Source organism: Streptococcus infantis (assembly GCF_000960085.1).
In the GTDB taxonomy this organism is placed as follows: domain Bacteria; phylum Bacillota; class Bacilli; order Lactobacillales; family Streptococcaceae; genus Streptococcus; species Streptococcus infantis_C.
Map to the genome: position 1 here is coordinate 56060 of NZ_JYGT01000010.1, position 23259 is coordinate 79318.

Genomic DNA, 23259 nt, shown 5'->3' on the forward strand with positions numbered 1-23259 from the left:
TACCTATACAAGTTATATTCTGTTTTTTGCTAAAAAAATATTTTCTAGTGTTTTCCTAAACGAAACCATATCAGTGTCTATATTTATTTCAATATCAATATGTTTCTCGATTTTCAAAGATTTCTGAATATCATCTCCGAAATCGAATGATAAGATATTACCTTTTAAATCATAAGTAACGTTATTACTTTCAATTGAAAACGTTTGTTCATTGAATTCAAGGTATATTTGATCATCTTCATCTTGATTGAAGGTTAGGGTGAAATAATGAAAATTTCCCAAATCAAAGTAGATATATGACAAACCTTCATCATCGGACTCATCAAATGAAATTTCTACTGGGTTCCACATAGATTTGTTTTTAATTAGCATATTACAACCTCGCAATCGGATTCTCCAAAAATATACTCAATATATTCATTTAATCTTTTATCAGGTTGATAAGTAATAATTAGATTTTCAATACTATTTTGATAAATTTTTTGTTTTTCTTGAAAATAAATAACTAATTTATCAGAATAAATTTCTACCTTTTTGAAGCCACCTATCCCTGAATATTGTTGACTATTAATTTCATAATAATAGTATTCTAAGTCATCAACTTCTCTTTGCAAGATTATGTAATTATCAGGATTAGGTTTTTCACTATCTGCAAATGCGATGGTAAGAATACCATCTTCTATCTTGTAATATGTGTTTTTTGAAATGATTTCCATAAATAATTCCTTATCACATTGTTTCTTAACATTTTCCAGGTGGAGGTGTTTGTCGTTTTTTTCAGCTGCGCGAGGTGCTTTACGAGTTCTTTTTTTACTTTTTCCTGCTTCCCATGGTTCAGTTCCTAGAGCTTCATAAATTATCCTGGCCCTTATTTTTTCATGAGCTCAATTCAAAGCCCCCTTTCAACTAGGACATGTTGGGTACTCTCCTTTAATTCTAGTTGATGGGGGTTCGATAGACGAAACCACGTACGTGCATACCGCACACACGCCACGGCGGAATTTGAGGTTTCATGCGGGCTACGTCTTGCTAAAGTTAATCATACTTACCATAATTTTCATGAGTATAATCTTCTCCTAATATTTCTTTTCTTTGTTCTATTGTTAATGCATTCCAAAGAGTTTTGTAGTACAACTTATGAATAATAGGATAATATGTATCCCCAAATTTTTTAATGATATTCATATCTTCTGAACGACTTGGATCGTGAAAAATTTCATTTAGTTTATCCATTAACAGATAAATTTCCATAATATCTTCCTCATTCAGAATTTTCATATATTTTTTGCTTGTGTATTTTTTCATAAAACCTCCAAAAATAAATAATTTTCAATTAAAAATTGGATTTCTACCATCTAAGCTTAAATTTCCTTTATAAATATGTTCAATAAGTTTCGTATCGCGAGAGTTTTTTCTTGGAGTGAACCTCCCTGGACAAGGATCATTACATTCTCCAACAGAAGATAAGCCCAGTGGATCGATCTACCTTTGAATATTCGGCGCAAACTGATATAGATTATCCCCGCCCCACGGTAGGCATACTGGTTCTGTAAGCGGGAGGGTTGGTATGCGCTATCCGTTACCTTGGTTTCCTCTTTCAGACGGCCCCAGCCGGTATAGTTGCCGAACCACAGCAAAAACTGCAATTTTTTGAATCTTATGGCAAAATGCCTTCAAAAGCAAAGTTAGTTTCACTCTCCAAAAATTTCAAACCATGTATCGGATTGACCGGCCGACCGACCCCGACCGCCCCCTTTACGATCGGGAAATTATAAATAAAGTTGAATAGTACTTGTTATTTTTTTTTGTGTTTCGACACTAATTTCCTGGTTAAAATTTTGGATTAATTTTAAAAAATCAATAATTAAGTTGATTTGAGTAGTGTTAAATATCGTACTTTCGTTTCTTAGGGCAATATATAAAAAGTCAACAACGTAACCATATAAATGAAATTTAGACAAATTAGAAAAAATATATTTTAAACAGCAAGGAGTAAAATATAATAAAGCCTTATTAGTAAAAGCTTGCCACTCTAGTGATTCAAGTATTGAGAGAAAATCATCGCATGTTATCTCAATCCAAGTTTTAGTAGATAGTTGCATTATAGAAAATATATAAGAGTTATCACTATCATCAAAACTTATGATGTTATTTTCATCAACTTTGAAAACTGGAAAAGTATGCTCAATTTTTTCCGCTAGATAATTTCTTTCTTGTATATATTTTACCTCCGCAAGAAATTTTTCAAATTCACAAGATACTCCTAAGTCTATGACAAACTTTGAAATAGATTCTAAAAAATCATGAATTATATTGATTTCATTTTTGGTTAAAGATTGTAGTAAATTAAATAGTTCACTTACTTCTCCTTGGGATATATTAGAATAATAGCTAAATAATTCTATGAAACAATCATTATCTATACTAGGATTTTCTATCGAGCTTAGTAAAAGTGTATTTAAATGTAAAGCATTTTCATTTTTTTGTTTATCTGACGTTTGATTTTTAATTAATAAAATTAGATTATTTTTGTTCATGTCTTACTTTCTACATTTTAAGATATGGCACCATTTGATTGATATATTATCTATTTTTTATTTACGCTTTTTTTAAATCATTTAATAGTTTTACTATCTTCTCTTTATTTTCGCTGGATGAGTTAATTGCAATTCTAACGGCATTTTCTCCAAATTCATTTTGTATATTTTTATCAGATCCATTATCAAGGAGTAATTTCACCATTTCTATATTTCCAAACATGCATGCATAATGTAGGGGAGTATATCCTAAGTCCCCTTTAAGATCGATCAATGCCCCATTTTGAAGAAATACAAGAGCATCATTTAAAGAATTATTTCTAGCTGCAATATGTAAAACTGTATCATCCATACCTCCTACTTGATTTATATCTTTAATAGTGTCACCTAAAAAATCAGGATGTGTCTCATATTTTTTTAAAATACATAATAATTCTTTTTCCATTAATTATTGTCCTTGACCAAGAATTTCTTCTCCAATTATTGAATCTAACTCTATCCATGCATCTTCAAGTTGACTAACAATAGAAGATTTATTTTTATTTGGATCGTCTTTTAGATTGAGATACCAAATATGTGTTAATTTTGGTATTTCATATAAATAAGACGCTAGTCTTTTTTCAATTAGATTATGATTATGAGTATAATGCTTTATTTCATTCAAAATTTTTAATAATTCTTGGTAGTCCTTTACATCAAATTCAAGATCCATTCTGACCTTATCAATAAAACTATTATTTTCAAGTTTTTCTAATAATTCTTTCATGGTAACCACCTTTAAGTTATATAAAGCAAAGGATTACTTCTGCTGAAATAGTTTATTTATTTTTAAAGTTAAGCGTTCAGTCCAATAGAAATAGATAACACATCTTCCTCATTGTCGAGTAGAGATATATCGATGACTTTATCTATTTTATGACTAAAGAATTTTAAACAATAAAAATTAGGTTTGTTTATTAATTCTAGCCAATTGCTAATATTTTTTATTTTGATCATAAACAATGGGAATAATTCTATTGGTGTTTCGGCCGAATCATTTATTCCTCCATAAAAGTATACATAAGCAATGTCATTTTCCTCTGGTGCAAAAAAATTTAATAGTTCATTTTTTATCGATAAACTAAAATTTTCCTTTGATAATTCTATATTTCTATAGGGGGGAAAAGTACGATTTATTATTTCACATGAGAGTGGATATGGAATAATTTTTTCAGAATCTGAAATTAAATTATTTAAAAAATGAATTTCTTTCATTTTTTTCATTAAATGATTCTGTTTTAAAGTAAAGCTCTTATCTTCTAAAGTTGTCATGATACTATTTCCTATGTGGTACGGTTACATTATCTTTGTAGGATTTCCAAGAAAATGCACCATTCCCATTATTTCTTTTTTGAATAAGAATTCCATCCATTTTGGAAGTAGCTACATGCCAGTGTGGACAAGGATGTTTTGCAATCTGAACGGCTGGTGCGCATACTTGTAAACTCGCTCATCTTTTTCAGACGACCTTGATATTTTGTTGGGTCTTGACCCAACCTACGCTTTCTAGAAATATTTACAGTTATTTGGATTTTGATTAGCTTTATATAGTTTGAAGGATTTAAAATTAGCAAATTATAAAAGAATTCAGATTTAAAATGAATGTATTTAAATCTCTCTTCCATAACTTAATGCTCTTAGAAAAGTATAATGATATAGCTGGCTCTTCAGATAAAAAACATGCATAACTTTTTTCGATTGGTAAAACTTCCAAGTCATCCATTCCTTCAAAAGCTAGAGTACAAGTTTTGTTTGGTTGGTATCTATGACGAATAGTCCAAAATTCTGATATATCTAAATCATTTCCTTCTGATTCTTTCAAAACAATCCAGTTATGGTTATGTAATTGGTCTCTTAAATCTTCAATATGATATTTCATAGTATATTTCCCTCTAGTTATACTACATCCGGGTCGTAGGCGTAGCAGCGGTTAAGTACGGTACAAAAAAGATCGTCTAAAAATATCGAATCTTACTTTTTGGTTTTTTTCTTAGGATTTAATTCTTCTTTACGTTGCTTATAAAATTGCCAATATTTTTTGTCTTCCATAGAGAAAGGTGTGTAACGTAGCTCATTATAAGTTAGGTCAAAATATTTATAGGCATTTTCCATATCACCCAATTCGTAATAAACGATTCCTGTCCATATAAACACACCTGCTGCAGGTTCATCTTTTCGTGCCTCAAGTGCAATTAACATCCACTCAAGGGCTTTTTGATAATCACCTAATCTTTTATAATTTTCTGAAATACCACAGGCGATTGCCGAAGTAGGCTCAACGAATTGAGTGGCTGGTTTAGGTAAAAGGTCCCATGCTTGATTCAGAATATCAATGCGTTCCTCCAGCGTAGTAGCATCATTTGAGTTACATACAAAATCATTGATTTGTTTGTTTAATTCATAATTTACTTGATCTAAATACATAATTTCTCCTTCTTACGTGCATTCTTTAAAGAGTATTTATTACCATGTTGGTCCGGTTGTGTACCTGTGCCAAGGGTTCGTAGGAATCCGGGTCGGTGTAGAGATAGGTATATCTGCCGTCCGGGTGGACTTCCTGCAAGAGGTGGCTGCCGTCCCAAACGAATCCGATTTCCTCTTCAAGGCCGTCTGAAACTTCTTCGTTTTTCAGACGCCTTTTGCCTATCCTTCTGCCCAAGGCGTCGTAGGTGTAGGTCCAAGTCTCTTTCGTACCGTCTTTTTTGAAGAATTCCGCCTTAACCAGTTGGTCGTGCAGATCGTAGAAGTAGTTCTGTACTTCGCCGTCGGGCAGGACGGTGGCGGTACGGTTGCCGTTGAAGTCGTAGTGGTAGCGGACGGTTTCGGTAACGGGCAGATACAGCATATTGTACTGCGCATCGCGCCAGTCGGTTTCAGACGACCTTTGGCATTTGTTGGGTCTTGACCTAGCCTACGCTTGCTGAATAAGGAACTCTTCAAATTGAGTTGGCAAAGAGGGATGAATATCATGTAAATCAATAATTATAATTGAAATTAAGTCATCAATATCTCCTCCTTCTTTTGCAATTTCTTCCTTTTCGTAATCGTACATAGTATAGATAATAAGATTTAAAAAAAATCTAAAACCTTCTGAGCTTGAATCAAATAATTTCCATGCTTGGACACGTTTACTTATTAATGAATTTAATGATATAGAGCTGTTATAATAATTTTCACTTGCTAATAAAAAACTTAATGATATATCAGTATTTTTATTATTTAAAAATATTTTTTCTTTAATGTTAATCTGTGAATTATTTTCATAAAATTTTTTTAGGAAATCTCTTAGCTTATTAATTAAAAAAATTTCATTTTTCTGGTTTTTTTCTAAAAACTCAGAAATATTATTCATAATTTCATTTATATCATACATGACTATTTTTTACCTTTCATTCTTAAGAATCTTAATACCCATGCACAACTACTACACGGTGCTTTAAGTGTATCATCAGCAAGATTATAAGTTTCTGATGTTCCGTTTTTAACGATTTTTCTTAAATCAGATATTTTTTTATAATAGCCTTACCCCCTTTTTTTGATAGTACTAATGGATCAATCAATCCCAGCGCATTCATCGAAAACTGATAAAAGTTTGTCCCTCCCATCAATCCAATCTGATCCTGATTCACAAACCGCCCGACGTTCGGCTCATAGTACCTGAAGAAGTTGTAATGCAGCCCCGTCTCGCGGTCGGCATATTGGTTTTGCCGTCTGAACGGCTGATTCGCATTCAGATAGACGCGTTCGTCCTTTTTCGGATGACCCCAGCCGGTGTAGTTGCTGAACCATAAGAGGTTGCCATCCTTATCGGTCATCTCTCTCGGGATACCGATTTGGTCGCAGTGGAAGTAGTGGGCTTGTTGGCCGATTTCACCGTCTTCGTTGATCCAGTTGTGTACCTGTGCAGGTGTTCGTGCGTTCCGCGCACACCCTACGTTGGGATTGGAAGTTTTGTGCAGGCTACGGCTTGCTTACTATTAAGAAAAGTTAATTATTCCACAGTTTCAGCAGCTTCTTTTAACCAAATTTGGATTGATTCGATAGGATTTAATTTTTTCGCACGAATAGTATTTGTATAATCGGGTGGTAATACTTCAACATTAATCATTATTTCTGAACGAGCTTGATTTAAGGAGAATATCCCCTTCATATCACACCGATGAAGTGCTTCCTCCATCGCATTAATCCGAAAATTGAATTCTTTTTCATATTCCACTTCTGTTTTTAATGAGTGAATATCAATACGATCTAAGAAAGCTTGATTTACTTGATGGAAATATTGTGAACCAAACTCTAAGTAAGGACTATCTATCGAAGACCATTTAAAATCTGCAATATCATAAGCATCCCAATTTTGAGCAATGCTTTGTTTTTTTAGTGCTTCATATGACCAAGCACTCACAAAAGGAGCCAGTGCCTCACCTGTGGTACTTAACACAAAGAAGTAAAAAGTTTCATTTGTCGAATTGAACAAATCTATAGCCGCCTGACTTGTTGCCTCTTCGATTGTAGCAACTAACTTTTCAAATATATCATCAGAATAATTCATCCTGCTAACTCCTTAAGTATTACATTTTTTAATCTATCTCGTACCTTTTCATGAAATTTTCTATTATGCATTTCATTATGAGGGCGAGGATGACCAACAGCGATCCCATTAGCAGGATCATTAATATCAATATTGTAGTCTCTTAAAATCTGACGAGATTCTATAGCAGGTTCCCAAACATCAACCCACTCCTACGCATTCGGCGCAAAACGATAAAAGTTAAATCCACCTTCCAACCCAATCGGATCCTGATTCACAAACCGACCCGCATCAGGATCATAATAGCTGAAGAAGTTGTAATGCAACCCCGTCTCACGGTCGGCATCCTGGTTTTGCAGGCGGAAGGGTAGGTGAGCAGTTCCGGATATGTTGGTTTCGTTCTTCAGTTTGCCCCAGCCGTAATAATCCCCGAACCAAACCAGGTTGCCGTCCTTATCGGTCATCTCACGCGGGATGCCGATTTGGTCGCAGTGGAAGTAGTGGATTTGTTGGCGGCTTTCGCCGTCTTCGTTGGTCCAGTTGTGTACCTGTGCGTACCTCACATGCCCTATGTCAGGATTGGAAGTTTCATGTGGGCTACAACTTACTCATTCATCTTCATAAGCATCACCATAGCTTTGAAAAGAGGAATCTAACCAAAACCATTCTTTTTCATTGGAAACCAATTTCTCCAGTAGTTCTGTAAATGACTTAGCAATAATGGGAGACTCATCAGGTGTAGCATGAGTTTCTATAAAACTATCATAACAAAAACCAAATCTTTTTTCATTTAAGTCTATACTGATATATTGACTGAGCTCTTGTGAAGATGCAATCATGAACCAATCATTACTGATATCATCTGCCAACTCCTCCCAAATAACATCATCAGCTGGATATAGAATTTGGTTTGTTGGTTGCAATTCTGAAAGTGAACTGATTCTTATCTCACAAGAAGTATTAATATTAAGAATAGCATATTCATAATTTTCATAAAAGAATTTTAAATCTTGTGGCAAAGGAAAAGCAAATTCTGGTTTTGATACTGCTTTCAAAAATTGATGACTACTTTTTTGTTCTAATTTTTCAATTAATTCTTTGATTTTCATAAAATACTCCTTAGGACTGAGAGTTTTTGTTCAGGCTACAGTTTGCTAATTACTTTAATTTAGATGTGTATAGAATGCCATTTCCCATCATAACTATCAAATTCTTTTACATTATCTAATTTCCAGAGACCTGCCTGTTTTTTAAATTTATAAAGTCTTTGTGCTTCCATTCCAGCGTAAAGCACATCACTTTTTACAGTTATAGAGCTACCTTTTTCTTCTATTTCAATGATTTTCTCGTTGTTCGGATTGAATGTTGGAGGGTAGTTAACAGTCATACATTCTAATTTTCCCATTTTTCTTGGTTTATCTGTTAGGTATTTATCGTATATTTCCTTTAGTGTTTGTTTCAATATCTCATCAGGAATATCTGTGCCTGCATCAATATGCTTATTAGCATTATCTTCCCATTTATACATTTCCATCAGAAAACTATTTAATACAGTTTCAATACTTTTATACATAATTCAATCCTTTTTAGTTTTGTTTAAGTCGTTTGTACGAAGAATAATCCACCAGATAGATCTCGATTTATAAAAATATATCCTATGTTCTCAGATAGATAAAAAATTTCATTTACTTTTTCAGGTAAATCCATTCCTAAGATTTGACCTATGAAAATATATTTTTCTAGAAAATCATCACTCTCTTGCTGTAAATATTCAGGTTGTCCTCCTAGAAAACTCATTTCATCTAAATTCTCAATAGGATTAATTGGATAAAATTCATCTAGGTTAAACTTGAACTGATTTTTATCGCCGACGATAACTCTCGTGTATCCTTGAATAGCATCGTCAATTTCAGTAATGTAGTCAAGAAAATAATCTTCTTTATCATAATAAGAAAAAACGTAAATTGCTTTATCTTTATATTCCATATCCTGAAAATCTGTTTTAAATTGTGGTGCAATAGTCAATAAATTTTCAATTGGCATAAAAGCAATCAATGCTAACTCATGACCATCTGGCGCTATCACTTTATTTGAATAGTCTAAATCTAGCCCAACTAATATATTATTTATATTGGGTTTACTATCTAAAAATTTAAAATTAACGTATCCATTTTTTTTCATTTAAATTCTCCTAAAATTTAAGGACATTTCTTACCTGTTTTTTTCAATTTTCTAAGAAATTTTTTAGCTTCTTTTCTTAATCCTCCTCCAGAAGTTTTAGGTTTGTAACGATAATCCGCTAAATCTTATTAATTAATTGATATTTATCAATATTTTTAATTCGTCTGGTAGTTTGGCACCATTTCTATATGCCTTTTTAGCCCAAAATATGGCTTTTTCTTTATTGCCTTGTGTGAAAAATAAATCGGCTAAATTGGATTGGGCAATTGGATGTCCATTTTTTGCCGCTATCTCTAGCCATTTAAATTCCAAATCTTGATCTAAAGATACAAACATATGGTATTGATATAATTTGAATGCTGAGTTTTTATCTCCATTAGTGGCGTTCTTTTCGAGAATTTGAATTTCTTCATCTGAAATCCAATAAGTACTACCTGTTGATATAAAGTTAGTCATTTTAAATTTCTTTCCGGATGTTGTTTACATGATATTAAAGGGGTTAATAACAAAAATAAAATTAAAAATTTTTTAGTATTTCCATAGTTAGCATGTTCCTTACTTATTTTTTTACTTTGAGGAGTAAAGCTTCTCATGGTGACTGGTTTGCTTGTATCTTGCGAGCGATCAGCCTTCATTCCCATCGGTGTTAATTTCCCGTTACTTGGAAACCAAAGATATTCATTTGATGCTTTAACTGTAGTATTTAATTCATTAGCAAGTTGTTGTCCAAGAGGGTTTGCTCCTTTTCCTGTATTACAGGAAAAAATCTCAACCGTCATACCTGATTTATAGTTAGGATTTTTTTTAATTCTCGCTGCTAATTTTTTAGCATCTAATCTTTCACCTGTAGCCCCATCTACCATCAATGAAGGATTACCATGCCCTCCTACCTGGAAAGTAATCGGTTTATTGGCAACTTTTTGAGCGTAAGAGTATATGTCTTCATTACTTGGGAATAAATTCATATTAACTCCAGCTAAACCTAACCAATCGATCCATACTTGGGTATTAGGCGCAAATTGGTACCAATTCTCCCCACCCCACAACCCAATCGGGTCTTGGTTCACAAACCGACCCGCATCAGGCTCATAGTACCTGAAGAAGTTGTAATGCAGTCCCGTTTCAAGGTCGTGCCGTCTGAACGACTGATTCACATCCTTGTAAACCCGCTCGTCCTTTTTCAGAAGACCCCAGCCGGTGTAGTCGCCGAATCACAAGAGGTTGCCGTGGATGTCGGTCATTTCTCTTGGAATGCCGATTTGGTCGCAGTGGAAGTAGTGGGTTTGTTGTCAGCTTTCTTGAAGATTTCAGCTTTAACTAGTTGGTCATGCAGGTCGTAGAAATAGTTCTGCACTTCGTCGTCGGTCAGTTAGCGGTGGATGAGGTTTCCGAGGTCGTAGTAGTAACTTTTGCCGTTGTAGGTTTTCAGGCGGTTGTCTTGAACGGTAGGGCTAAGAGTTATTTAATCAAATTTATTTTCAAATCGCATAAAAAAACATCCCTTATATATATTTAATGAAAGAATATTATCATTATTTTCAATAATATATATTTTTTCATATAGAAAATTTGGAAAATCGGCCAATACATCTGTAACTGCACTATCTATTGCTTCATACTCATCATCTGTCAGTGGTGAATCAATATATACATAAAGAGTAAATAATTCTTCAGTCATATCAAATGCAATAAGTCTGACTTTGTTACAAATTGCTCCAAGAAAAGCCGTTTGCATACTTAAAATAATTTCTTTTCTTTTCATAACTAATTCCTCAAATAAAATTATGTGCATTCTTTAAAGAGTATTTATTACCATGTTGGTCCGGTTGTGTACCTGTGCCAAGGGTTCGTAGCTGTCGGGATTGATGTAGATATAGGTACATCTGCCGTCTTGGTGGACTTCTTGCAGTAGATAGCTGCCGTCCCAAACGAATCGGGTTTCCCCTTCGAGGCCGTCTGAAAAATAGAAACCGCGTACGTACCCCACACACTTTACATCGAAATTTGAAGTTTCATGCGGGCTACGGCTTGCTATTCACTCCACAATGTTTCTTTAAATAAACTATCAAGGGATTCATATAATATTTCCATTTCTGATGAATCATGATAATAAATAAAAATATGTCCCTGTTGATCCATTAAAATGGGATTGCCTGAACCATCATCTGATATTGCATAAAGTTTATTCATTGGTTGTTCATGTAATTCTAAAAGTTTTCGAAATCCCTGAGTTAATTCGATAACTGTTTCTTTTCCAATTAATGTTGAATTATGAAAAGCATGGATATCCAAACCAGCGCTTGCGCCACCGAATTTTTTAATAAATTCAATGTAATCATCGTGAAATTTTATTCTTAAAATATTTTCAGCATGTTTAATTTCCTCACTACTAGCGGGTATCCCATTAAGCTCAGGGTAATCTTGAAAATATTTAATAAGTGAATTCATTGTTTCTTGGCTAATCATTTAATACCTCTTCTTGATAATTCTTTTAAAGCTTAATCGTACCAGAACTCGTGCTTCCATTGATTAAATTCATCTCTTTTGTCAACACCGCCTTTATTTCCTAATGGATGCAAAGCCTTGGAATTTTCGCGATGACAGCGTTCAGGCATGGCAATAATAGGACCTTGGCTTTGTTATTTATAGTGGTGAAGAATAATTGTATTTACCTTTTTGTCAACAGGAGACTTATCGAAGGGTCTTTTGTTTTAAATAGGCAGGATTTTTTACTTGAGAGTCTGATAAATGTTGTAGTCCTGTATATCCTATAACAGACAAAGTTAGTCCTGTAGAGCTTGTAAAGGGTATAGGTATTCTATTCAGACCAAATAAATCTAGCCAATTAAATCATAAGATGCAAAAAAGTAAAGATTCTCTCCACCCAACAACCCAATCGGATCCTGCTTCACAAACCGACCCTCATCAGGATCGTAATACCTGAAGAAGTTGTAATGCAACCCTGTCTCACGGTCGGCATATTGGTTTTGCAGCCGGAATCGACTTCGGCAAACAGCAACCGTGCGCCGAAGTCGGGAGAGGCGATTGGTAGTGGACGTCTGAAAAACAAAAAACACGTGCGTGCGTTCCGTTCGCACTCTACATCGGAATTGTAGGTTTCATTGGCTACAGCTTGCTCATTTATAGAGACTGGATTAATTCTATATATCTGTCTGTTTTTTTATCCCAAAAAATGTACAAATAAGTAGTATCATGCTTCAACTTCGATATATCTAACTGCCCTAGAAACATTGCGGGAATATTATCAATGATAGGCCAATCAGGCTCCTGTAACCATTTGGGATGTTTATCCATGCAAATGAAATGTTCCTTGATAATCTTTTTAAAAGTGGTCACCGTCTTAGGTTTGTATTTATCATACAAGGAATTTAAATAACTCATATCAGCTGGTATCCAGATAGGAATAGCCTCAAAAATCAAATCAAAAATTTTTTCTGTCGTTGAATTCGAAGAGTACGAGATATGCTTGTAATCTAAAATTTCCCTGAAAATATCCATCAAATTTAACTTTGCATCAAGAGATGTCAAATCCTGACTAATTAAATATTCATAAGTGGAATTACTATTCATATAAGGTTTAGCTTTAGTATTTTCCAACAGGGAAATTAATTCTTGATTGGAAGACAACGCCATTTCCAATTCTTCAGTTGATAATTTTTCTTCCACAAAATTCTTTAAAATTTCTATTGCTTTCATAGCTAATCTCCTAGATTTCTATAAGGGCCAAGCGCTGCATGTTGTTCTCTAGTTACTTCTCTCAAATTAAAAGGACTATGCCTATCTGCAAGACCTAAGCGTTGCGGTACATGATGATGCAACTCCATGGGATTTCCATTTGCATCTAAAGGAGCACTTCCGTAATCGTAGCGCACCAGTTCCTTGCCGTTGAAGGTGACGGAGGTGGGGCTGTGCACCGCTATCGGGGGAAGCGATTTGGCAGAGATCGTCTGAAAAACAGAAACCGCGTGCGTGCGTACCGCACACACCTACGTCAGCAATGAAGGTTTTGTCAGGGCTACGGCTTGCTATTTCAAGATTGAAGGCTTCATGCGAGCTACGGCTTGCTACGCTTACTATATATACACGACGCTACGCCAGTTTATTAATTATCAGGATTTTCTTCTAAATAATTTAAAAACTCCTCAAATGATTTCGCAATAACAATTGAATTTTTTTTAAAATTAGCTTCCCTTGATATATTTTCACTCCATACGTCCCTTACATAATAAATAATTTGCCAACTATTTTTTTCTAAACAGAGGTAATTACCTCCCCAATCAAAAGCAAAAGGAATCAAAGTCCTAGGTAACTCATTAAGTTCCCATTCATTTATCGCTCTTCCTTCTAATGTAAAATCTGGATCATCCTCAAACTGCTTAGAATATTTCATTGGAATAAAGTCGCGAATTTCAATATAATCATAATCAATATCATCATTGACAAAACAAGAAAGATTGGGAGTACCTCCATTCCATTTGAAATAATGTGATTTGAATGAAGCTGGAAAAGATACTTCTAATTTTTTTTTTCAACTTCATTAAAATCGTTTTCAGATAAATTTTTATCGCAATCATAAAAATTAAGCATAACAACCTCCTTTAACAATATAACAAGCAGCAGTTTTTTTCTTTTTCCTTCCTTTTTTGGAGGGTTTTCCTACCTAAATGTTATTTTTATAAATTTTGATTAGATTTCCCATCTCATCATATTCATAAGCAAAATCCATCACTTTATTATCATTAATATATTTCTCAAATTTAATTAATTTTCCATCTTTATAAAACCCAATATAATAAGATATAGTCTCTTTGCTTTTTTGGATATTGTCTACCTTATCTAAATTGATTTCATCATACAATTTTGCAGGATGGTTATACTTAGGAAAAGTCATTCCTAAATAGTATCTAACAGTCAAATCATTATATTGAGTATTTTTTTTAAGTGGTTGTGACATTTTTAAAGCTCCTGTCAAAAGCAAAACAGTTCCAATCATTCCAATCAGTAACTTTTTCATTTTACTTGCTCCAATTTTAAACCGTATTTTACAAAGATATACTCTATAGTGTTTAAATCTTTATTAAATCACGTTTCTAGAGGGGATATAGCTGTAAAATATTACATATATACCGTGTTGTTAAACCAAGACGGTAGCAAAAAGGTACCAAAAATTAAGGTTTCGGAGCTTATAAACTTAAGAAAGTTGTCTCAAGTATTTGGCCTTTTTTTATTGTCTTTTTGTAACAAAGTGACGTAGTCACTTTTAGTGTGGAATAGGTGAGATAAAAAACAGTGTTTCGGTTTTGGTCAATGAAGTAAAGCAAAACATATTGGTCTATAATTTTTCCTCGTGAGGGATACTTGCTGTTAATTTTTACTCCGATTTTCTCATCAGCGTCAAATCTTGCTTCAGGAAAAATCTCTAAACTTTTTAAGCTGTCTAAGATTTTAGCCACAGTATTTTTGGCGGATTGAGGGGAGAGAAGTACCGTAGCTATATAGTCGTGTATATTGTCGATAGCTTCCTCGACCTCTTTTGAAGCAATCACTTTATAAGCCATAACGTACCCTCATATCGTCTAGGGAAGTTCCTTCGTCTGCCTCGTATTCTCTCAAGGCACGCTCAGATTGGGCTTGTAATTCTTTAATTAACTGTTCTCTATGTAGATCTTCGGCCGTCTTAATAGGTAAATCTTGCTCCAGGACTATTTGCTCCACAAATAAAGAAATAGCATCTGTCATTGTCATGCCCTTTTCCTTGATAATTTTTCGAGCTTGTTCCATAGTGGCTTCATTCAGTTTAAAATTGTATTGTTTCGATAAAGTTATAGCCATGATATAGCTCCGTTCTATACGTTATAGATTGATTATATATTAGATATAGATTTTAATCAAAAAAAAAAGTTCTGTTTGATGACAGAACTAAGTTATTTCAATAGACGTCGTAGTACTTTAGTTTACTGACGTACTGAGCGGTCAAGAAAGCATAATACAGAAAATGCAAGCATCCAACCAAAAAGTGTTTTTCTCATAGCGTTGCCTCATCACTAAATATATACCACAGCTTATTTTTTAGCTGCGATTTCCTCGACGGTCTTCTTTTTGAAAAATTCAATTTTTTCAATCGGAGTCATATTGCGATATGTTTTGATAAAATCACGATAAATCAGGTACTTTTTATCAGGATCAAGTAAGTCATTAAAGAGGTTAATAACTCCAGTTTTAAAGGTATCAATATCCTCAATAACAAGAAGAATATAAGGCGATTTTTTATATTAGATGGATGTTATAGTTATCCCTGAGATGAATTTTTTATAAGGACCTCTTGGAATGTGGGTTCTTATAAACCCACTCATCTTTTTTCAGACGCCCCCAGGCGGTGTATTCGCAGTACCATACCTGTGTTTTTGAAAATTCATGCAGGCTACGGCTTGCTGATTTATATAGGGTAGCTCAAAGATTTTATGAAATCATTTATTTCATCTTCATTAAAGCTATTTTCAAGATATTCTTTCTCATAAAAAATAAAATCTAATAAATATTTTCTTGAATAATCATCTAAATTATTTTTAATTTTCTCAATTAGCATAAAAAATTTATTGGGTTCTATTAATTTTGTTATTAGTACATTTAACTCAAAATCACAATTTTTGCTTAAAATATTTAGATTTTGAAAAATCAAATCAGCAATTTCCTGTTTTTGTAGGTCATTAAAGTTAAGTATAGATATTGCTCTCAGAAAATCAGAGATGCTTTGAACTACTATAAATTTATTATTGGATAATATATATTTAATAAATTTAAATTCATTCTCAGTAATTTCTATTTTATTTGGGAATATTTCTGATAATAAATACAATGCTCTACGTATTCTTTTAGATGGTAGCGAATCTAGTAGTATAATTATTTGACTGAAATCTTCTTGTTCTAAAGAAGATTCAATCATATTTTGTATATAAAAATCACTATTGCGCATAATTATCATGCTCCTATATCAATATTAAACTTCACATTGCTCCTACAAGACTTCCTCCTACCACAAAAGCACCACATACTCCCGCCGTTGAATATATACAAACACTAACTAGCACAACAGTTCCAATAAGGGCGATTGCTGTTAAAGCATCATTATTAGTAGATGTTTTGTCTTCAGTGGAGCAATTAGTGTATTTTGTTACGGAAGAAGAAGGAGGAGGAGGTTTGTCGCAACCATTATCTACCCACTCTTTTTCGGCTTTAGCTAGTTAACTATACGCAGCATTCAGTAGCTTTACATGACCTCGGACAGTATCTCTAAGAGCTTCTCCTGAACCAATTAGTCACGGTAAATAATTTGGATTACTCTCAAGTGCGGGAATACGTTTTAAGTATATTTCGTATTTAAGATTTTCTATTCTAGCTGCAATTGATGCACATTTCTGAGCATTATATAAACCAAAAATATCAACCCATCCCTGCACGTTCGGCGCAAATTGATAAAGATTATTCCCACCCTTTAATTTGATCGGATCCTGATTCACAAACCGACCTGCATCAGGATCGTAATACCTGAAGAAGTTGTAATGCAGCCCCGTCTCACGGACGGCATACTGGTTTTGCAAGCGGAAGGGTTGGTAAGCACTATCCGTTACCTTGATTTCCTCTTTCAGACGCCCCCAGGCGGTGCATTCGCCGTACCACAACAGATTGGCGTCCTTATCGGTCATCTCACGTAGGATGCCGATTTGGTCGCAGTGGAAGTAGTGGGTTTGTTGGCGGTTTTCGTCGTCGGCATTGGTGTGGTTGTGTACTTGTGCCAAGGGTTCGTAGCTGTCGGGATCGGTGTAGATATAAGTATACCTGCCGTCCTAAACAAATCCAGTTTTCTCTTCGAGGCCGTCTGAGAAGCAGAAGCGCGTGCGTACCGCGCACACTTTACGTCGGGATTGTAGCTTTCATACGGGCTACGGCTTGCTTTGAAATCTATTTTTGAACGTAAGAAATTTATCATATGAATTTAGTTGTTCAGCAGAATAATTTTCCATAATTTCAGCATTATCACTATCTACAATAGAAACAAAAAATATGACATTCTTTGTTTTTTTCTTATCTATATTTTCTATCGCTTTTTTAAATCCTTCTATAATTGAATCATATACTTCCGCCTGATATTGCTCAAAATTACCTTCTGATATTAATGTATTTGCATCATTAAGAATATTTTGAATCTCATTATTGAATACACTATCTATTTTCTCAGGAACCTCTCCAAGTCCTATTGCAAATTGAGGGTAATACCATTTAATAAAAGGCTGATCTTCTTTTGGGTAGTTTACTTTTTCTATTTCGTAGTGAGAAATAGTGTTAGCAGCCCAACCCAGATATGAACAATAGTCATCAATATATAATGTATAGGCAAAAACTTCATTAGAATTATATCTTTCTAATACAAATTTAAATGTTTCTGTAACTCCTTTAGATACATTCTGGATCAAATCTTGAATTATATAATTACTTAAAATACTCATTTTAATTTTCCTTTTATAAATTTTTGTTATCAATCAATTTCTATGCACATTTACTACGTGATCCGTATTTTCCAAAAACCTTACATCAATTCTAGTTAATTGCTTACTCATGTATCTATCTGTTTGAGCTTTATTATACATAATTTCCTATCTTTTTTCTTAAAAATAAAAATATTTTAACCCAAAAGGGTGTTGTTAATCCCAAAATTCCTCCGAATATCAATCCTTCAAGGAACATAAAACTCTCACTTTCGATTTGTATAGCTAATCCCAGCAGCATCCCAATTAACATTTGAATTATGGATAGATATTTAATATTTTTTCTTTCTAATTCCAAATGAAATAAAATAACTAGAAAGAAAGAGATGATCGGAAACACGACCAACTTAACTATCGTGTTATCTCCATAATAGGCCATCCATAACCAAAAACAAATCCATGAAATTAGAATACTAATCCAATACTTTTGAATAAATTCTTTGACTTTAATTAACATGGAAGTCCTCCTTTGGCTATGATGTTTACAGCATATTCTTGAGTTATATTTGTTCATATAAAGTTAAATTCTTTTCTGTGCTTTTATATATATCTGTATAGAAATAAATTCTATTATCTTTTATCTCTTTCAGATAAATCAAGTCTTCGATACCCCCAATATACTCAATGGATAAATCATCTAAATTTAATGTTGCAAGCCTAAATCCAACAACCCAAAATCGTCTAATGAAAACTGGAATATATATTTTTCTATTGAAATACAACAAAGGCCCTCCAAAACCCTGTTCTTGAATAATAACTTGACCGTTAATGGATAGACTTCCAACTAAGGGAGAACCTTGATTTACTTCCATCAAATCAAGGTAACTGACTTCCCATTTGTCAAACAAAAATTTTTCTTGAAAGTCTAAAGGAGTTTCAGTCAAAATTTTTAACTTAGACATTTTTATATTTTTTCTTGTCAAAGAATTGAAATCTTCTTCTAATTCTACAAGGAGATTACCAACTTCATTATTAAATGGCCAAGAATCAATTACTATCCGAGACAATAAAAATTCTTTTCCTTTTTTTTGTTGAAAAAAACTTTCTGAATTTAGATAATTAATCATGTCATATAGTTCATTTTTTATAGAAATCAACTGCTGTTTATTTGTATAACTATATTCATCACAATTATTAATCATTCTATCAATTTCGTCTAAAACAATATTAATCTTTTTTATAAATTGCTCCTGATTCATTGTCTTATTAACCTTTCCAAGTCATTCATATATTTTTGTTTTTGTCCATCAGGAAACCCCAAACCTTGAGGTGCAGCTTTACCTACAATAATAGTTGTTCCTAATAGCCGTCGCGGCAGAAGCCGTGTAAATCGGGTTATTAAAGAATATGATTACTTACGCCGTCTAACAAGTTTTTCAGACGGCCTTTTGAGACTGTTGAAATAAGAAACTGGGGGCGTACCTTGGGGCACGCACCCTACATGCGGGCTACAGTTTACTACACTTGCTCTTCTAAAAGTTGACACTACGATTATTTAGTAAAACCAATTTCTTTTATTAACCTATCGACTAAATTATTTAAATTAATTCCTTTTGGTACTTCAATTTTAACATTATCACAAAATTTGAATAATAATTCCAAGAGGTATTCCTTATTATTTATATTAGGGATATATGGCATTATTTGTATACTCTCCTTTACAAAGGTACCAAAAAGAAATTTTTTACTCTTCTTTAATATAATCGGATTTAATAAATCTCCATTTCTATTAAATATTTCATAAGCATTTTGTTTGACATCGTCTGGTTCTAAATATAATTCAGCATCTTTGATATCGGCAAATAGACTAACGTCTCCACTATCAATTACAATAATTGGTAAAATATTTCTATTATCGTTAATAATATATTCATGAGAATCTATTAATCTATCCACCCAAAAACTTGTCATAGTAACTATCTCTTCAAGATTAATACCATCATCAATATCACTAATTCCAATAGTGTAGATTAAAGCGTAGGGGTCTTTGAGTACGCTTGCTTCAAAATCATCTGGAACAGGTGAAGCTTGAAATGATTTTATAAAGTTCTGAATTTTATCTTGATCTTTCATAATCACTATAGATACTGTTGAAGGGCCGCAGTCATATAAAGTATCTTCAAAAAAAACTTCATCAATTGGTTTTAAAAATTCAACTATTCCTATGCGATCAGGAATAAATCCCAATAAAAATCCTAATATTCCTTTTTTTAAATTACCATTCCATACTAAATTAACTTTAGTATTTTCTTTTAGCTTTCTAAAAAAATCTAAATCTTGACCACTTGTACCAAGAAAACAACGATAACAAGAAGAATTATTTACTATGTTCAGAAGAGTTTTCAAATTTTTTTGTGTCTCTTTTTCACTGCTCTCTCTTTTAATCTTTGTATACATAGTTCACCTTTATTTATTTATTTACCTTTTAATATTGAAATGTCCAGGGTCTCGTGTCCTCCACCATAATCGACCTGGAGGAAGTCTTTTATTGCGAATATACTGATTAAATTGACGCAATTTGGGATTTCCTATTTGGTTAACATATCTACCATTTCTAGCCGGAGAAGCTCCCCACGAAATAGAGTTATTAGTTCGAAATCCTCCTGATCTACTATAAGATGGTTTTCTCCTATACCATTTTCTAAAAGGGCCAAAAGCATTTCGGCATTTACCTATGGCCAATTTACCTACCTTTCCTAATACAGGGCCTGCTATCGCACCAATACCGGCACAGAGTGGAACACTTTCATAATCAATGTCGTTCTAATCTTTACCATTAATCACATTAGAAGCGACCTGCATACCCGCATCAGTTGCCGCACCCGTGAGTGCGCCCACTCCCATTGCAATCAGAATTGGTACAAAAGCTATATTTCCACTTGGGTCTATCCAGTCTTGAGCATTCGGTGCAAACTGATAAACGTTAAAGCCTCCTTCCAACCCAATCGGATCCTGATTAACAAACCTGCCCGCATCAGGTTCATAATACCTGAAGAAGTTGTGGTGCAGCGACCTTATTACGGTTTTGTTGGCTCGCCATTAATATGATTTAATCAATTACTTATAATTTCTCAATAAATTCATTATCTCTTTAGACATTTTTTTATCATGATATTCTTCCGTTGCATAATGCTTTGCATCATATCCGAACTCATTTTTTATATTTGTTTTAGCACCATTCTCTAAAAGAATTTTAATAATATCAATATTTCCGTGAAGGCAAGCATTTTGAATAGGAGTAAAATTTAATTCGCCTTGTTGATTGACATTAGCATCATTTTCTATTAGTAAGATAACATCTTTTTTAGCTTGAGAATTAACGGCTAAATTTAATAATGTTTCTCCCATAGAACCTAAGTCATGTACTGAAGTGATTGGATTACTACTAAAAAAACTAGGGTAGTCTTGGTATTTCAAAAAAAGTTTTGTTAAAAGATTATTCATATTTACTCTCCAAACAATTTTATCTAGAACATTCAGCTTTTGCTTTTTCTTTTAAAACATTTAATCTGTTTTTCCAATCATTTATTTACTTTTTTATTTGCTTTGTTAAATATTTGTCGTAAACAAGAATAAATTTTAAAAGGATTTAATCCTAAATAATCTAGCCAACTCGTGATATTAAATGCATAAGTATAAAAACTTGCATCCTCCAAATATTTAATCGGCTCCTGATTCACAAACCGTTCCTCATCAGGCTCATAATACCTGAAGAAGTTGTAATGTAGCCCCGTTTCACGGTCGGCATACTGGTTTTTCAGGCGGAAGGATTGGTGATTGCTATTCGTAACCTTGGTTTCCTCTTTTAGACGACCTTGCAAGATTGTTAGACCTTTAACCAATCTACGACTATTTTTCTAGAAACCTTGGCTTATGTATTCGATTAACAAAATAATAAGTAGATTTAGGAATTATTTATTAACTTTTCGAGATATTCAATACTTCTGAATAAATAATGTTCACCTATTTGCTGTATCAAATTTGATGAGCCCCCAAATAATATTTTTTCTAAATACTTTTTTAGAATTATAAGCTCATCTTTTTTTAAGAGATTTAAAGCATGAGTGATGTTTTCTGCGGTAGGTATATTTATAATAAATTCTTCTATATTTACCGGAATATCATCATTTCCAATGCCATTGCTGATGCTATCAATAATTTTAGGCATTAAATAATTTATTCCTTCTGGTGAAAAAAAGATGAATGGTACTAAATTATGTTCATCAATAATAATTTTCTCTATTGGGGTATATTCGTAATACTTAAATTCATCTTTAAATTCATCTATTTTATAAATGTTTTCTCGATAAAGGTTTTTGAACAATCCTTCTTTAGGATAATCTCTATAGGGAATTTTAAGGAAGGGCATATTTGTCTCCATTATGTTAGATAACTTTTACATTAATAGTGGTTTTTCCATGCGGTGTATTCGCCGAACTACAAGAGTATGCCGTCTTTATCGGTTAAATCTTGAGATGCCGATTTGGTCGCAGTGGAAGTAGTGGGTTTGTTTGCCGCTTTCGCCGTCTTCGGTTGACCAGTCGTGGACTTGCGTCAAGGGTACGTGCGTATCGCACACGCCCCACGTCAGGATTGGAGGTTTCGTTTGGGCTACGGCTTGCTAATTTTGGTTCGATTCCTGATATTTTGTTATATCAGAAATAGTGACATCTTCATTATTAAACATATCATCCCAAATTTGCTTATAAAGTTCTTTTGCGGTCATTTGTTGAGGTATTTCAAAGGCTGCGTCGGTACTAGGAAATTGATCATGTAGTCGTTCTTCTGTCCAGAAATTTAATCCAAATCTCAAACTTTCTTTAATTCTGAATTGGGTTGATATTGTAAAATTTTGATACTCGGGGTACAGATATTCTTTGACTAATCTCTTTACGCTATCTCGATTAACCAAATTCAGACCTGATAAGTCTTCAAGTTTGCTATCTATACCTTCGTGTAATAGTCCAAGAAAAAGTCTGATATATTCAGGACTGACTTTATACTTTTTATTCATTTAAATTTCCCCCGAATTGAAACTAATTGACCAACTTTATTGAATATGGCTTGTACTTGAGATGTTTGGATTAATGGTCCTCTTTATTGGAATTCAATCCAAACTATAGTAGACTGAACTCAGTTCAACCTACGTTTACTTATTGCTATTCATATATTCGTGAGGCATTCAAAATATCTGCTAACATACTCCAATTTAAAGTTTTGTCGTTATATTCTCTCACACCTATATTTTTATAGTATCCATCCATATCTTCAATCCAATTTTTCATGGCTTCTAAAAAGCTATCTAGTGTATTATTTTCAAAATCTTCTGTATGAATTTCAGTAATGAATTCTTTTAAAAAAACTAGAAAGTCATCTCTATTTTTAATTTCCATAATATAGTCCTCCTCGA

40 protein-coding genes and 4 pseudogenes are annotated in these 23259 nt (G+C 33.3%); all 44 read right to left on the reverse strand.

Translation table 11 applies throughout. The features are described 5' to 3' along the window. Positions 1-12: 12 nt before the first annotated feature. Positions 13-372 (reverse strand): hypothetical protein, encoded by a 360-nt coding sequence (locus TZ94_RS07680; RefSeq protein ID WP_198921334.1) that lies wholly within the window; start codon positions 370-372, stop codon positions 13-15. Beyond that, the gene (locus TZ94_RS07685) at positions 366-716 is read right to left on the reverse strand and encodes an Imm10 family immunity protein (RefSeq protein WP_045615701.1); all 351 of its coding nucleotides are present in this window, start codon (positions 714-716) and stop codon (positions 366-368) included. The genes TZ94_RS07680 and TZ94_RS07685 overlap by 7 nt, the downstream gene beginning before the upstream one ends. Positions 717-1035: 319 nt before the next feature. Next, positions 1036-1305: a hypothetical protein gene (locus TZ94_RS07690; protein ID WP_045615702.1), complete on the reverse strand. Its 270-nt coding sequence runs from the start codon at positions 1303-1305 to the stop codon at positions 1036-1038. 464 nt (positions 1306-1769) lie between these two features. Then, positions 1770-2537, reverse strand: a complete 768-nt coding sequence (locus TZ94_RS07695) for a hypothetical protein (protein ID WP_045615704.1) — start codon at positions 2535-2537, stop codon at positions 1770-1772. A gap of 61 nt (positions 2538-2598) precedes the next feature. Then, positions 2599-2982 (reverse strand): ankyrin repeat domain-containing protein, encoded by a 384-nt coding sequence (locus TZ94_RS07700; protein ID WP_045615706.1) that lies wholly within the window; start codon positions 2980-2982, stop codon positions 2599-2601. A gap of 3 nt (positions 2983-2985) precedes the next feature. After that, positions 2986-3303, reverse strand: a complete 318-nt coding sequence (locus TZ94_RS07705) for a hypothetical protein (protein ID WP_045615708.1) — start codon at positions 3301-3303, stop codon at positions 2986-2988. A gap of 68 nt (positions 3304-3371) precedes the next feature. Beyond that, the gene (locus tag TZ94_RS07710; protein WP_045615709.1) at positions 3372-3848 is read right to left on the reverse strand and encodes a hypothetical protein; all 477 of its coding nucleotides are present in this window, start codon (positions 3846-3848) and stop codon (positions 3372-3374) included. Positions 3849-4143: 295 nt separating this feature from the next. Next, a complete protein-coding gene (locus TZ94_RS07715; protein WP_045615712.1) occupies positions 4144-4455 on the reverse strand; it encodes a hypothetical protein in 312 nt (103 codons plus the stop codon). A gap of 92 nt (positions 4456-4547) precedes the next feature. After that, positions 4548-5000, reverse strand: a complete 453-nt coding sequence (locus tag TZ94_RS07720) for a hypothetical protein (protein WP_045615714.1) — start codon at positions 4998-5000, stop codon at positions 4548-4550. A 25-nt stretch (positions 5001-5025) separates the two neighbouring features. Beyond that, positions 5026-5421 (reverse strand): hypothetical protein, encoded by a 396-nt coding sequence (locus TZ94_RS07725; protein ID WP_198921335.1) that lies wholly within the window; start codon positions 5419-5421, stop codon positions 5026-5028. Between the two features lie 66 nt (positions 5422-5487). Further along, positions 5488-5928: a hypothetical protein gene (locus TZ94_RS07730; RefSeq protein WP_142321372.1), complete on the reverse strand. Its 441-nt coding sequence runs from the start codon at positions 5926-5928 to the stop codon at positions 5488-5490. A 142-nt stretch (positions 5929-6070) separates the two neighbouring features. Then, positions 6071-6391, reverse strand: a complete 321-nt coding sequence (locus tag TZ94_RS07735) for an RHS repeat-associated core domain-containing protein (protein ID WP_045615718.1) — start codon at positions 6389-6391, stop codon at positions 6071-6073. Between the two features lie 176 nt (positions 6392-6567). Next, on the reverse strand, positions 6568-7125 hold the full coding sequence (locus TZ94_RS07740) for a DUF4303 domain-containing protein (protein ID WP_045615720.1): 558 nt from the start codon (positions 7123-7125) through the stop codon (positions 6568-6570). After that, positions 7122-7289, reverse strand: coding sequence for an AHH domain-containing protein (locus tag TZ94_RS10155; protein ID WP_080929499.1), 168 nt, complete (start codon positions 7287-7289; stop codon positions 7122-7124). Before TZ94_RS10155 ends, TZ94_RS07740 begins: the two co-directional genes overlap by 4 nt. 27 nt (positions 7290-7316) lie before the next feature. Next, entirely contained in the window at positions 7317-7667 is a 351-nt protein-coding gene (locus tag TZ94_RS07745) for an RHS repeat-associated core domain-containing protein (RefSeq protein WP_045615722.1), read from the reverse strand. Positions 7668-7712: 45 nt separating this feature from the next. After that, positions 7713-8213 carry an SMI1/KNR4 family protein gene (locus TZ94_RS07750; RefSeq protein WP_045615724.1) on the reverse strand — a complete coding sequence of 167 codons (501 nt, stop codon included), beginning with the start codon at positions 8211-8213 and terminating at the stop codon, positions 7713-7715. A 59-nt stretch (positions 8214-8272) separates the two neighbouring features. Further along, entirely contained in the window at positions 8273-8677 is a 405-nt protein-coding gene (locus tag TZ94_RS07755) for an NTF2 fold immunity protein (RefSeq protein ID WP_045615725.1), read from the reverse strand. Positions 8678-8700: 23 nt separating this feature from the next. Continuing rightward, the gene (locus TZ94_RS07760) at positions 8701-9285 is read right to left on the reverse strand and encodes a hypothetical protein (protein ID WP_045615727.1); all 585 of its coding nucleotides are present in this window, start codon (positions 9283-9285) and stop codon (positions 8701-8703) included. A gap of 132 nt (positions 9286-9417) precedes the next feature. Then, positions 9418-9741 carry a sel1 repeat family protein gene (locus TZ94_RS07765; RefSeq protein WP_039862557.1) on the reverse strand — a complete coding sequence of 108 codons (324 nt, stop codon included), beginning with the start codon at positions 9739-9741 and terminating at the stop codon, positions 9418-9420. Next, positions 9738-10250 (reverse strand): hypothetical protein, encoded by a 513-nt coding sequence (locus TZ94_RS09840; protein ID WP_142321373.1) that lies wholly within the window; start codon positions 10248-10250, stop codon positions 9738-9740. The genes TZ94_RS07765 and TZ94_RS09840 overlap by 4 nt, the downstream gene beginning before the upstream one ends. Positions 10251-10274: 24 nt before the next feature. Then, positions 10275-10475 (reverse strand): annotated as a pseudogene (locus TZ94_RS10160) (RHS repeat-associated core domain-containing protein); the annotation flags it as partial. Positions 10476-10496: 21 nt separating this feature from the next. After that, positions 10497-10562, reverse strand: a pseudogene (locus TZ94_RS10165) (RHS domain-containing protein); the annotation flags it as partial. A gap of 185 nt (positions 10563-10747) precedes the next feature. Continuing rightward, positions 10748-11047, reverse strand: a complete 300-nt coding sequence (locus TZ94_RS07775; protein WP_045615733.1) for a hypothetical protein — start codon at positions 11045-11047, stop codon at positions 10748-10750. A 269-nt stretch (positions 11048-11316) separates the two neighbouring features. Next, positions 11317-11751, reverse strand: coding sequence for an SMI1/KNR4 family protein (locus TZ94_RS07780; protein WP_045615735.1), 435 nt, complete (start codon positions 11749-11751; stop codon positions 11317-11319). A 32-nt stretch (positions 11752-11783) separates the two neighbouring features. Continuing rightward, entirely contained in the window at positions 11784-11909 is a 126-nt protein-coding gene (locus tag TZ94_RS10170) for an HNH/ENDO VII family nuclease (RefSeq protein ID WP_414280115.1), read from the reverse strand. Positions 11910-12122: 213 nt separating this feature from the next. Then, entirely contained in the window at positions 12123-12383 is a 261-nt protein-coding gene (locus TZ94_RS09580) for an RHS repeat-associated core domain-containing protein (protein WP_347228230.1), read from the reverse strand. Between the two features lie 43 nt (positions 12384-12426). Beyond that, a complete protein-coding gene (locus tag TZ94_RS07785; RefSeq protein WP_045615736.1) occupies positions 12427-13002 on the reverse strand; it encodes a hypothetical protein in 576 nt (191 codons plus the stop codon). Between the two features lie 2 nt (positions 13003-13004). After that, on the reverse strand, positions 13005-13178 hold the full coding sequence (locus TZ94_RS09935) for a hypothetical protein (protein WP_198921337.1): 174 nt from the start codon (positions 13176-13178) through the stop codon (positions 13005-13007). Between the two features lie 230 nt (positions 13179-13408). Then, a pseudogene (locus TZ94_RS07790) lies at positions 13409-13771 on the reverse strand (SMI1/KNR4 family protein); the annotation flags it as partial. Between the two features lie 195 nt (positions 13772-13966). Continuing rightward, positions 13967-14320 (reverse strand): hypothetical protein, encoded by a 354-nt coding sequence (locus tag TZ94_RS07795; protein ID WP_045615737.1) that lies wholly within the window; start codon positions 14318-14320, stop codon positions 13967-13969. 191 nt (positions 14321-14511) lie between these two features. Then, positions 14512-14864, reverse strand: a pseudogene (locus TZ94_RS07800) (type II toxin-antitoxin system RelE/ParE family toxin). Continuing rightward, positions 14854-15138 (reverse strand): type II toxin-antitoxin system RelB/ParD family antitoxin, encoded by a 285-nt coding sequence (locus tag TZ94_RS07805; protein WP_045615740.1) that lies wholly within the window; start codon positions 15136-15138, stop codon positions 14854-14856. Before TZ94_RS07805 ends, TZ94_RS07800 begins: the two are co-directional and overlap by 11 nt. A gap of 604 nt (positions 15139-15742) precedes the next feature. Then, a complete protein-coding gene (locus TZ94_RS07810; RefSeq protein ID WP_241767288.1) occupies positions 15743-16279 on the reverse strand; it encodes a hypothetical protein in 537 nt (178 codons plus the stop codon). Between the two features lie 343 nt (positions 16280-16622). Then, on the reverse strand, positions 16623-17102 hold the full coding sequence (locus tag TZ94_RS10120) for an RHS repeat domain-containing protein (protein ID WP_142321375.1): 480 nt from the start codon (positions 17100-17102) through the stop codon (positions 16623-16625). Positions 17103-17246: 144 nt separating this feature from the next. Then, positions 17247-17810 carry a DUF4303 domain-containing protein gene (locus TZ94_RS07820; RefSeq protein ID WP_006155751.1) on the reverse strand — a complete coding sequence of 188 codons (564 nt, stop codon included), beginning with the start codon at positions 17808-17810 and terminating at the stop codon, positions 17247-17249. Positions 17811-17943: 133 nt separating this feature from the next. Next, on the reverse strand, positions 17944-18306 hold the full coding sequence (locus TZ94_RS07825) for a hypothetical protein (RefSeq protein WP_045615744.1): 363 nt from the start codon (positions 18304-18306) through the stop codon (positions 17944-17946). 43 nt (positions 18307-18349) lie between these two features. Continuing rightward, on the reverse strand, positions 18350-19048 hold the full coding sequence (locus TZ94_RS09940; RefSeq protein WP_198921338.1) for a hypothetical protein: 699 nt from the start codon (positions 19046-19048) through the stop codon (positions 18350-18352). A 292-nt stretch (positions 19049-19340) separates the two neighbouring features. After that, positions 19341-20246, reverse strand: a complete 906-nt coding sequence (locus TZ94_RS07835) for a hypothetical protein (RefSeq protein ID WP_045615745.1) — start codon at positions 20244-20246, stop codon at positions 19341-19343. A gap of 366 nt (positions 20247-20612) precedes the next feature. After that, positions 20613-20867, reverse strand: coding sequence for an RHS repeat-associated core domain-containing protein (locus TZ94_RS09680; RefSeq protein WP_347228313.1), 255 nt, complete (start codon positions 20865-20867; stop codon positions 20613-20615). Positions 20868-20906: 39 nt separating this feature from the next. Continuing rightward, positions 20907-21293 carry an ankyrin repeat domain-containing protein gene (locus TZ94_RS07845; protein WP_045615746.1) on the reverse strand — a complete coding sequence of 129 codons (387 nt, stop codon included), beginning with the start codon at positions 21291-21293 and terminating at the stop codon, positions 20907-20909. Between the two features lie 77 nt (positions 21294-21370). Continuing rightward, a complete protein-coding gene (locus TZ94_RS07850; protein ID WP_045615747.1) occupies positions 21371-21691 on the reverse strand; it encodes an RHS repeat domain-containing protein in 321 nt (106 codons plus the stop codon). Between the two features lie 62 nt (positions 21692-21753). Further along, positions 21754-22218, reverse strand: a complete 465-nt coding sequence (locus TZ94_RS07855; protein ID WP_241767289.1) for a hypothetical protein — start codon at positions 22216-22218, stop codon at positions 21754-21756. A gap of 252 nt (positions 22219-22470) precedes the next feature. Next, positions 22471-22863 (reverse strand): hypothetical protein, encoded by a 393-nt coding sequence (locus TZ94_RS07860; RefSeq protein WP_045615752.1) that lies wholly within the window; start codon positions 22861-22863, stop codon positions 22471-22473. Positions 22864-23008: 145 nt separating this feature from the next. Beyond that, entirely contained in the window at positions 23009-23242 is a 234-nt protein-coding gene (locus TZ94_RS07865; RefSeq protein WP_045615755.1) for a DUF7660 family protein, read from the reverse strand. Positions 23243-23259: the final 17 nt, after the last annotated feature.

Coding starts and splice junctions, on each gene's coding strand:
- TZ94_RS07820 (WP_006155751.1), bottom strand. CDS start 17,810: ATGAGTATTTTAAGTAATTATATAATTCAAGATTTGATCCAGAATGTA.
- TZ94_RS07765 (WP_039862557.1), bottom strand. CDS start 9,741: ATGACTAACTTTATATCAACAGGTAGTACTTATTGGATTTCAGATGAA.
- TZ94_RS09940 (WP_198921338.1), bottom strand. CDS start 19,048: ATGAATCAGGAGCAATTTATAAAAAAGATTAATATTGTTTTAGACGAA.
- TZ94_RS07865 (WP_045615755.1), bottom strand. CDS start 23,242: ATGGAAATTAAAAATAGAGATGACTTTCTAGTTTTTTTAAAAGAATTC.
- TZ94_RS07730 (WP_142321372.1), bottom strand. CDS start 5,928: ATGAATAATATTTCTGAGTTTTTAGAAAAAAACCAGAAAAATGAAATT.
- TZ94_RS07755 (WP_045615725.1), bottom strand. CDS start 8,677: ATGTATAAAAGTATTGAAACTGTATTAAATAGTTTTCTGATGGAAATG.
- TZ94_RS07720 (WP_045615714.1), bottom strand. CDS start 5,000: ATGTATTTAGATCAAGTAAATTATGAATTAAACAAACAAATCAATGAT.
- TZ94_RS07860 (WP_045615752.1), bottom strand. CDS start 22,863: ATGAATAAAAAGTATAAAGTCAGTCCTGAATATATCAGACTTTTTCTT.
- TZ94_RS07795 (WP_045615737.1), bottom strand. CDS start 14,320: ATGAAAAAGTTACTGATTGGAATGATTGGAACTGTTTTGCTTTTGACA.
- TZ94_RS07695 (WP_045615704.1), bottom strand. CDS start 2,537: ATGAACAAAAATAATCTAATTTTATTAATTAAAAATCAAACGTCAGAT.
- TZ94_RS07845 (WP_045615746.1), bottom strand. CDS start 21,293: ATGAATAATCTTTTAACAAAACTTTTTTTGAAATACCAAGACTACCCT.
- TZ94_RS07740 (WP_045615720.1), bottom strand. CDS start 7,125: ATGAATTATTCTGATGATATATTTGAAAAGTTAGTTGCTACAATCGAA.
- TZ94_RS07805 (WP_045615740.1), bottom strand. CDS start 15,138: ATGGCTATAACTTTATCGAAACAATACAATTTTAAACTGAATGAAGCC.
- TZ94_RS07780 (WP_045615735.1), bottom strand. CDS start 11,751: ATGATTAGCCAAGAAACAATGAATTCACTTATTAAATATTTTCAAGAT.
- TZ94_RS07855 (WP_241767289.1), bottom strand. CDS start 22,218: ATGCCCTTCCTTAAAATTCCCTATAGAGATTATCCTAAAGAAGGATTG.
- TZ94_RS07775 (WP_045615733.1), bottom strand. CDS start 11,047: ATGAAAAGAAAAGAAATTATTTTAAGTATGCAAACGGCTTTTCTTGGA.
- TZ94_RS07715 (WP_045615712.1), bottom strand. CDS start 4,455: ATGAAATATCATATTGAAGATTTAAGAGACCAATTACATAACCATAAC.
- TZ94_RS07700 (WP_045615706.1), bottom strand. CDS start 2,982: ATGGAAAAAGAATTATTATGTATTTTAAAAAAATATGAGACACATCCT.
- TZ94_RS07760 (WP_045615727.1), bottom strand. CDS start 9,285: ATGAAAAAAAATGGATACGTTAATTTTAAATTTTTAGATAGTAAACCC.
- TZ94_RS07705 (WP_045615708.1), bottom strand. CDS start 3,303: ATGAAAGAATTATTAGAAAAACTTGAAAATAATAGTTTTATTGATAAG.
- TZ94_RS07735 (WP_045615718.1), bottom strand. CDS start 6,391: ATGACCGATAAGGATGGCAACCTCTTATGGTTCAGCAACTACACCGGC.
- TZ94_RS07725 (WP_198921335.1), bottom strand. CDS start 5,421: ATGCTGTATCTGCCCGTTACCGAAACCGTCCGCTACCACTACGACTTC.
- TZ94_RS07750 (WP_045615724.1), bottom strand. CDS start 8,213: ATGAAAATCAAAGAATTAATTGAAAAATTAGAACAAAAAAGTAGTCAT.
- TZ94_RS07710 (WP_045615709.1), bottom strand. CDS start 3,848: ATGACAACTTTAGAAGATAAGAGCTTTACTTTAAAACAGAATCATTTA.
- TZ94_RS07825 (WP_045615744.1), bottom strand. CDS start 18,306: ATGTTAATTAAAGTCAAAGAATTTATTCAAAAGTATTGGATTAGTATT.
- TZ94_RS07685 (WP_045615701.1), bottom strand. CDS start 716: ATGGAAATCATTTCAAAAAACACATATTACAAGATAGAAGATGGTATT.
- TZ94_RS07785 (WP_045615736.1), bottom strand. CDS start 13,002: ATGAAAGCAATAGAAATTTTAAAGAATTTTGTGGAAGAAAAATTATCA.
- TZ94_RS07680 (WP_198921334.1), bottom strand. CDS start 372: ATGCTAATTAAAAACAAATCTATGTGGAACCCAGTAGAAATTTCATTT.
- TZ94_RS09840 (WP_142321373.1), bottom strand. CDS start 10,250: ATGAATTTATTCCCAAGTAATGAAGACATATACTCTTACGCTCAAAAA.
- TZ94_RS07810 (WP_241767288.1), bottom strand. CDS start 16,279: ATGCGCAATAGTGATTTTTATATACAAAATATGATTGAATCTTCTTTA.
- TZ94_RS07690 (WP_045615702.1), bottom strand. CDS start 1,305: ATGAAAAAATACACAAGCAAAAAATATATGAAAATTCTGAATGAGGAA.
- TZ94_RS07835 (WP_045615745.1), bottom strand. CDS start 20,246: ATGTATACAAAGATTAAAAGAGAGAGCAGTGAAAAAGAGACACAAAAA.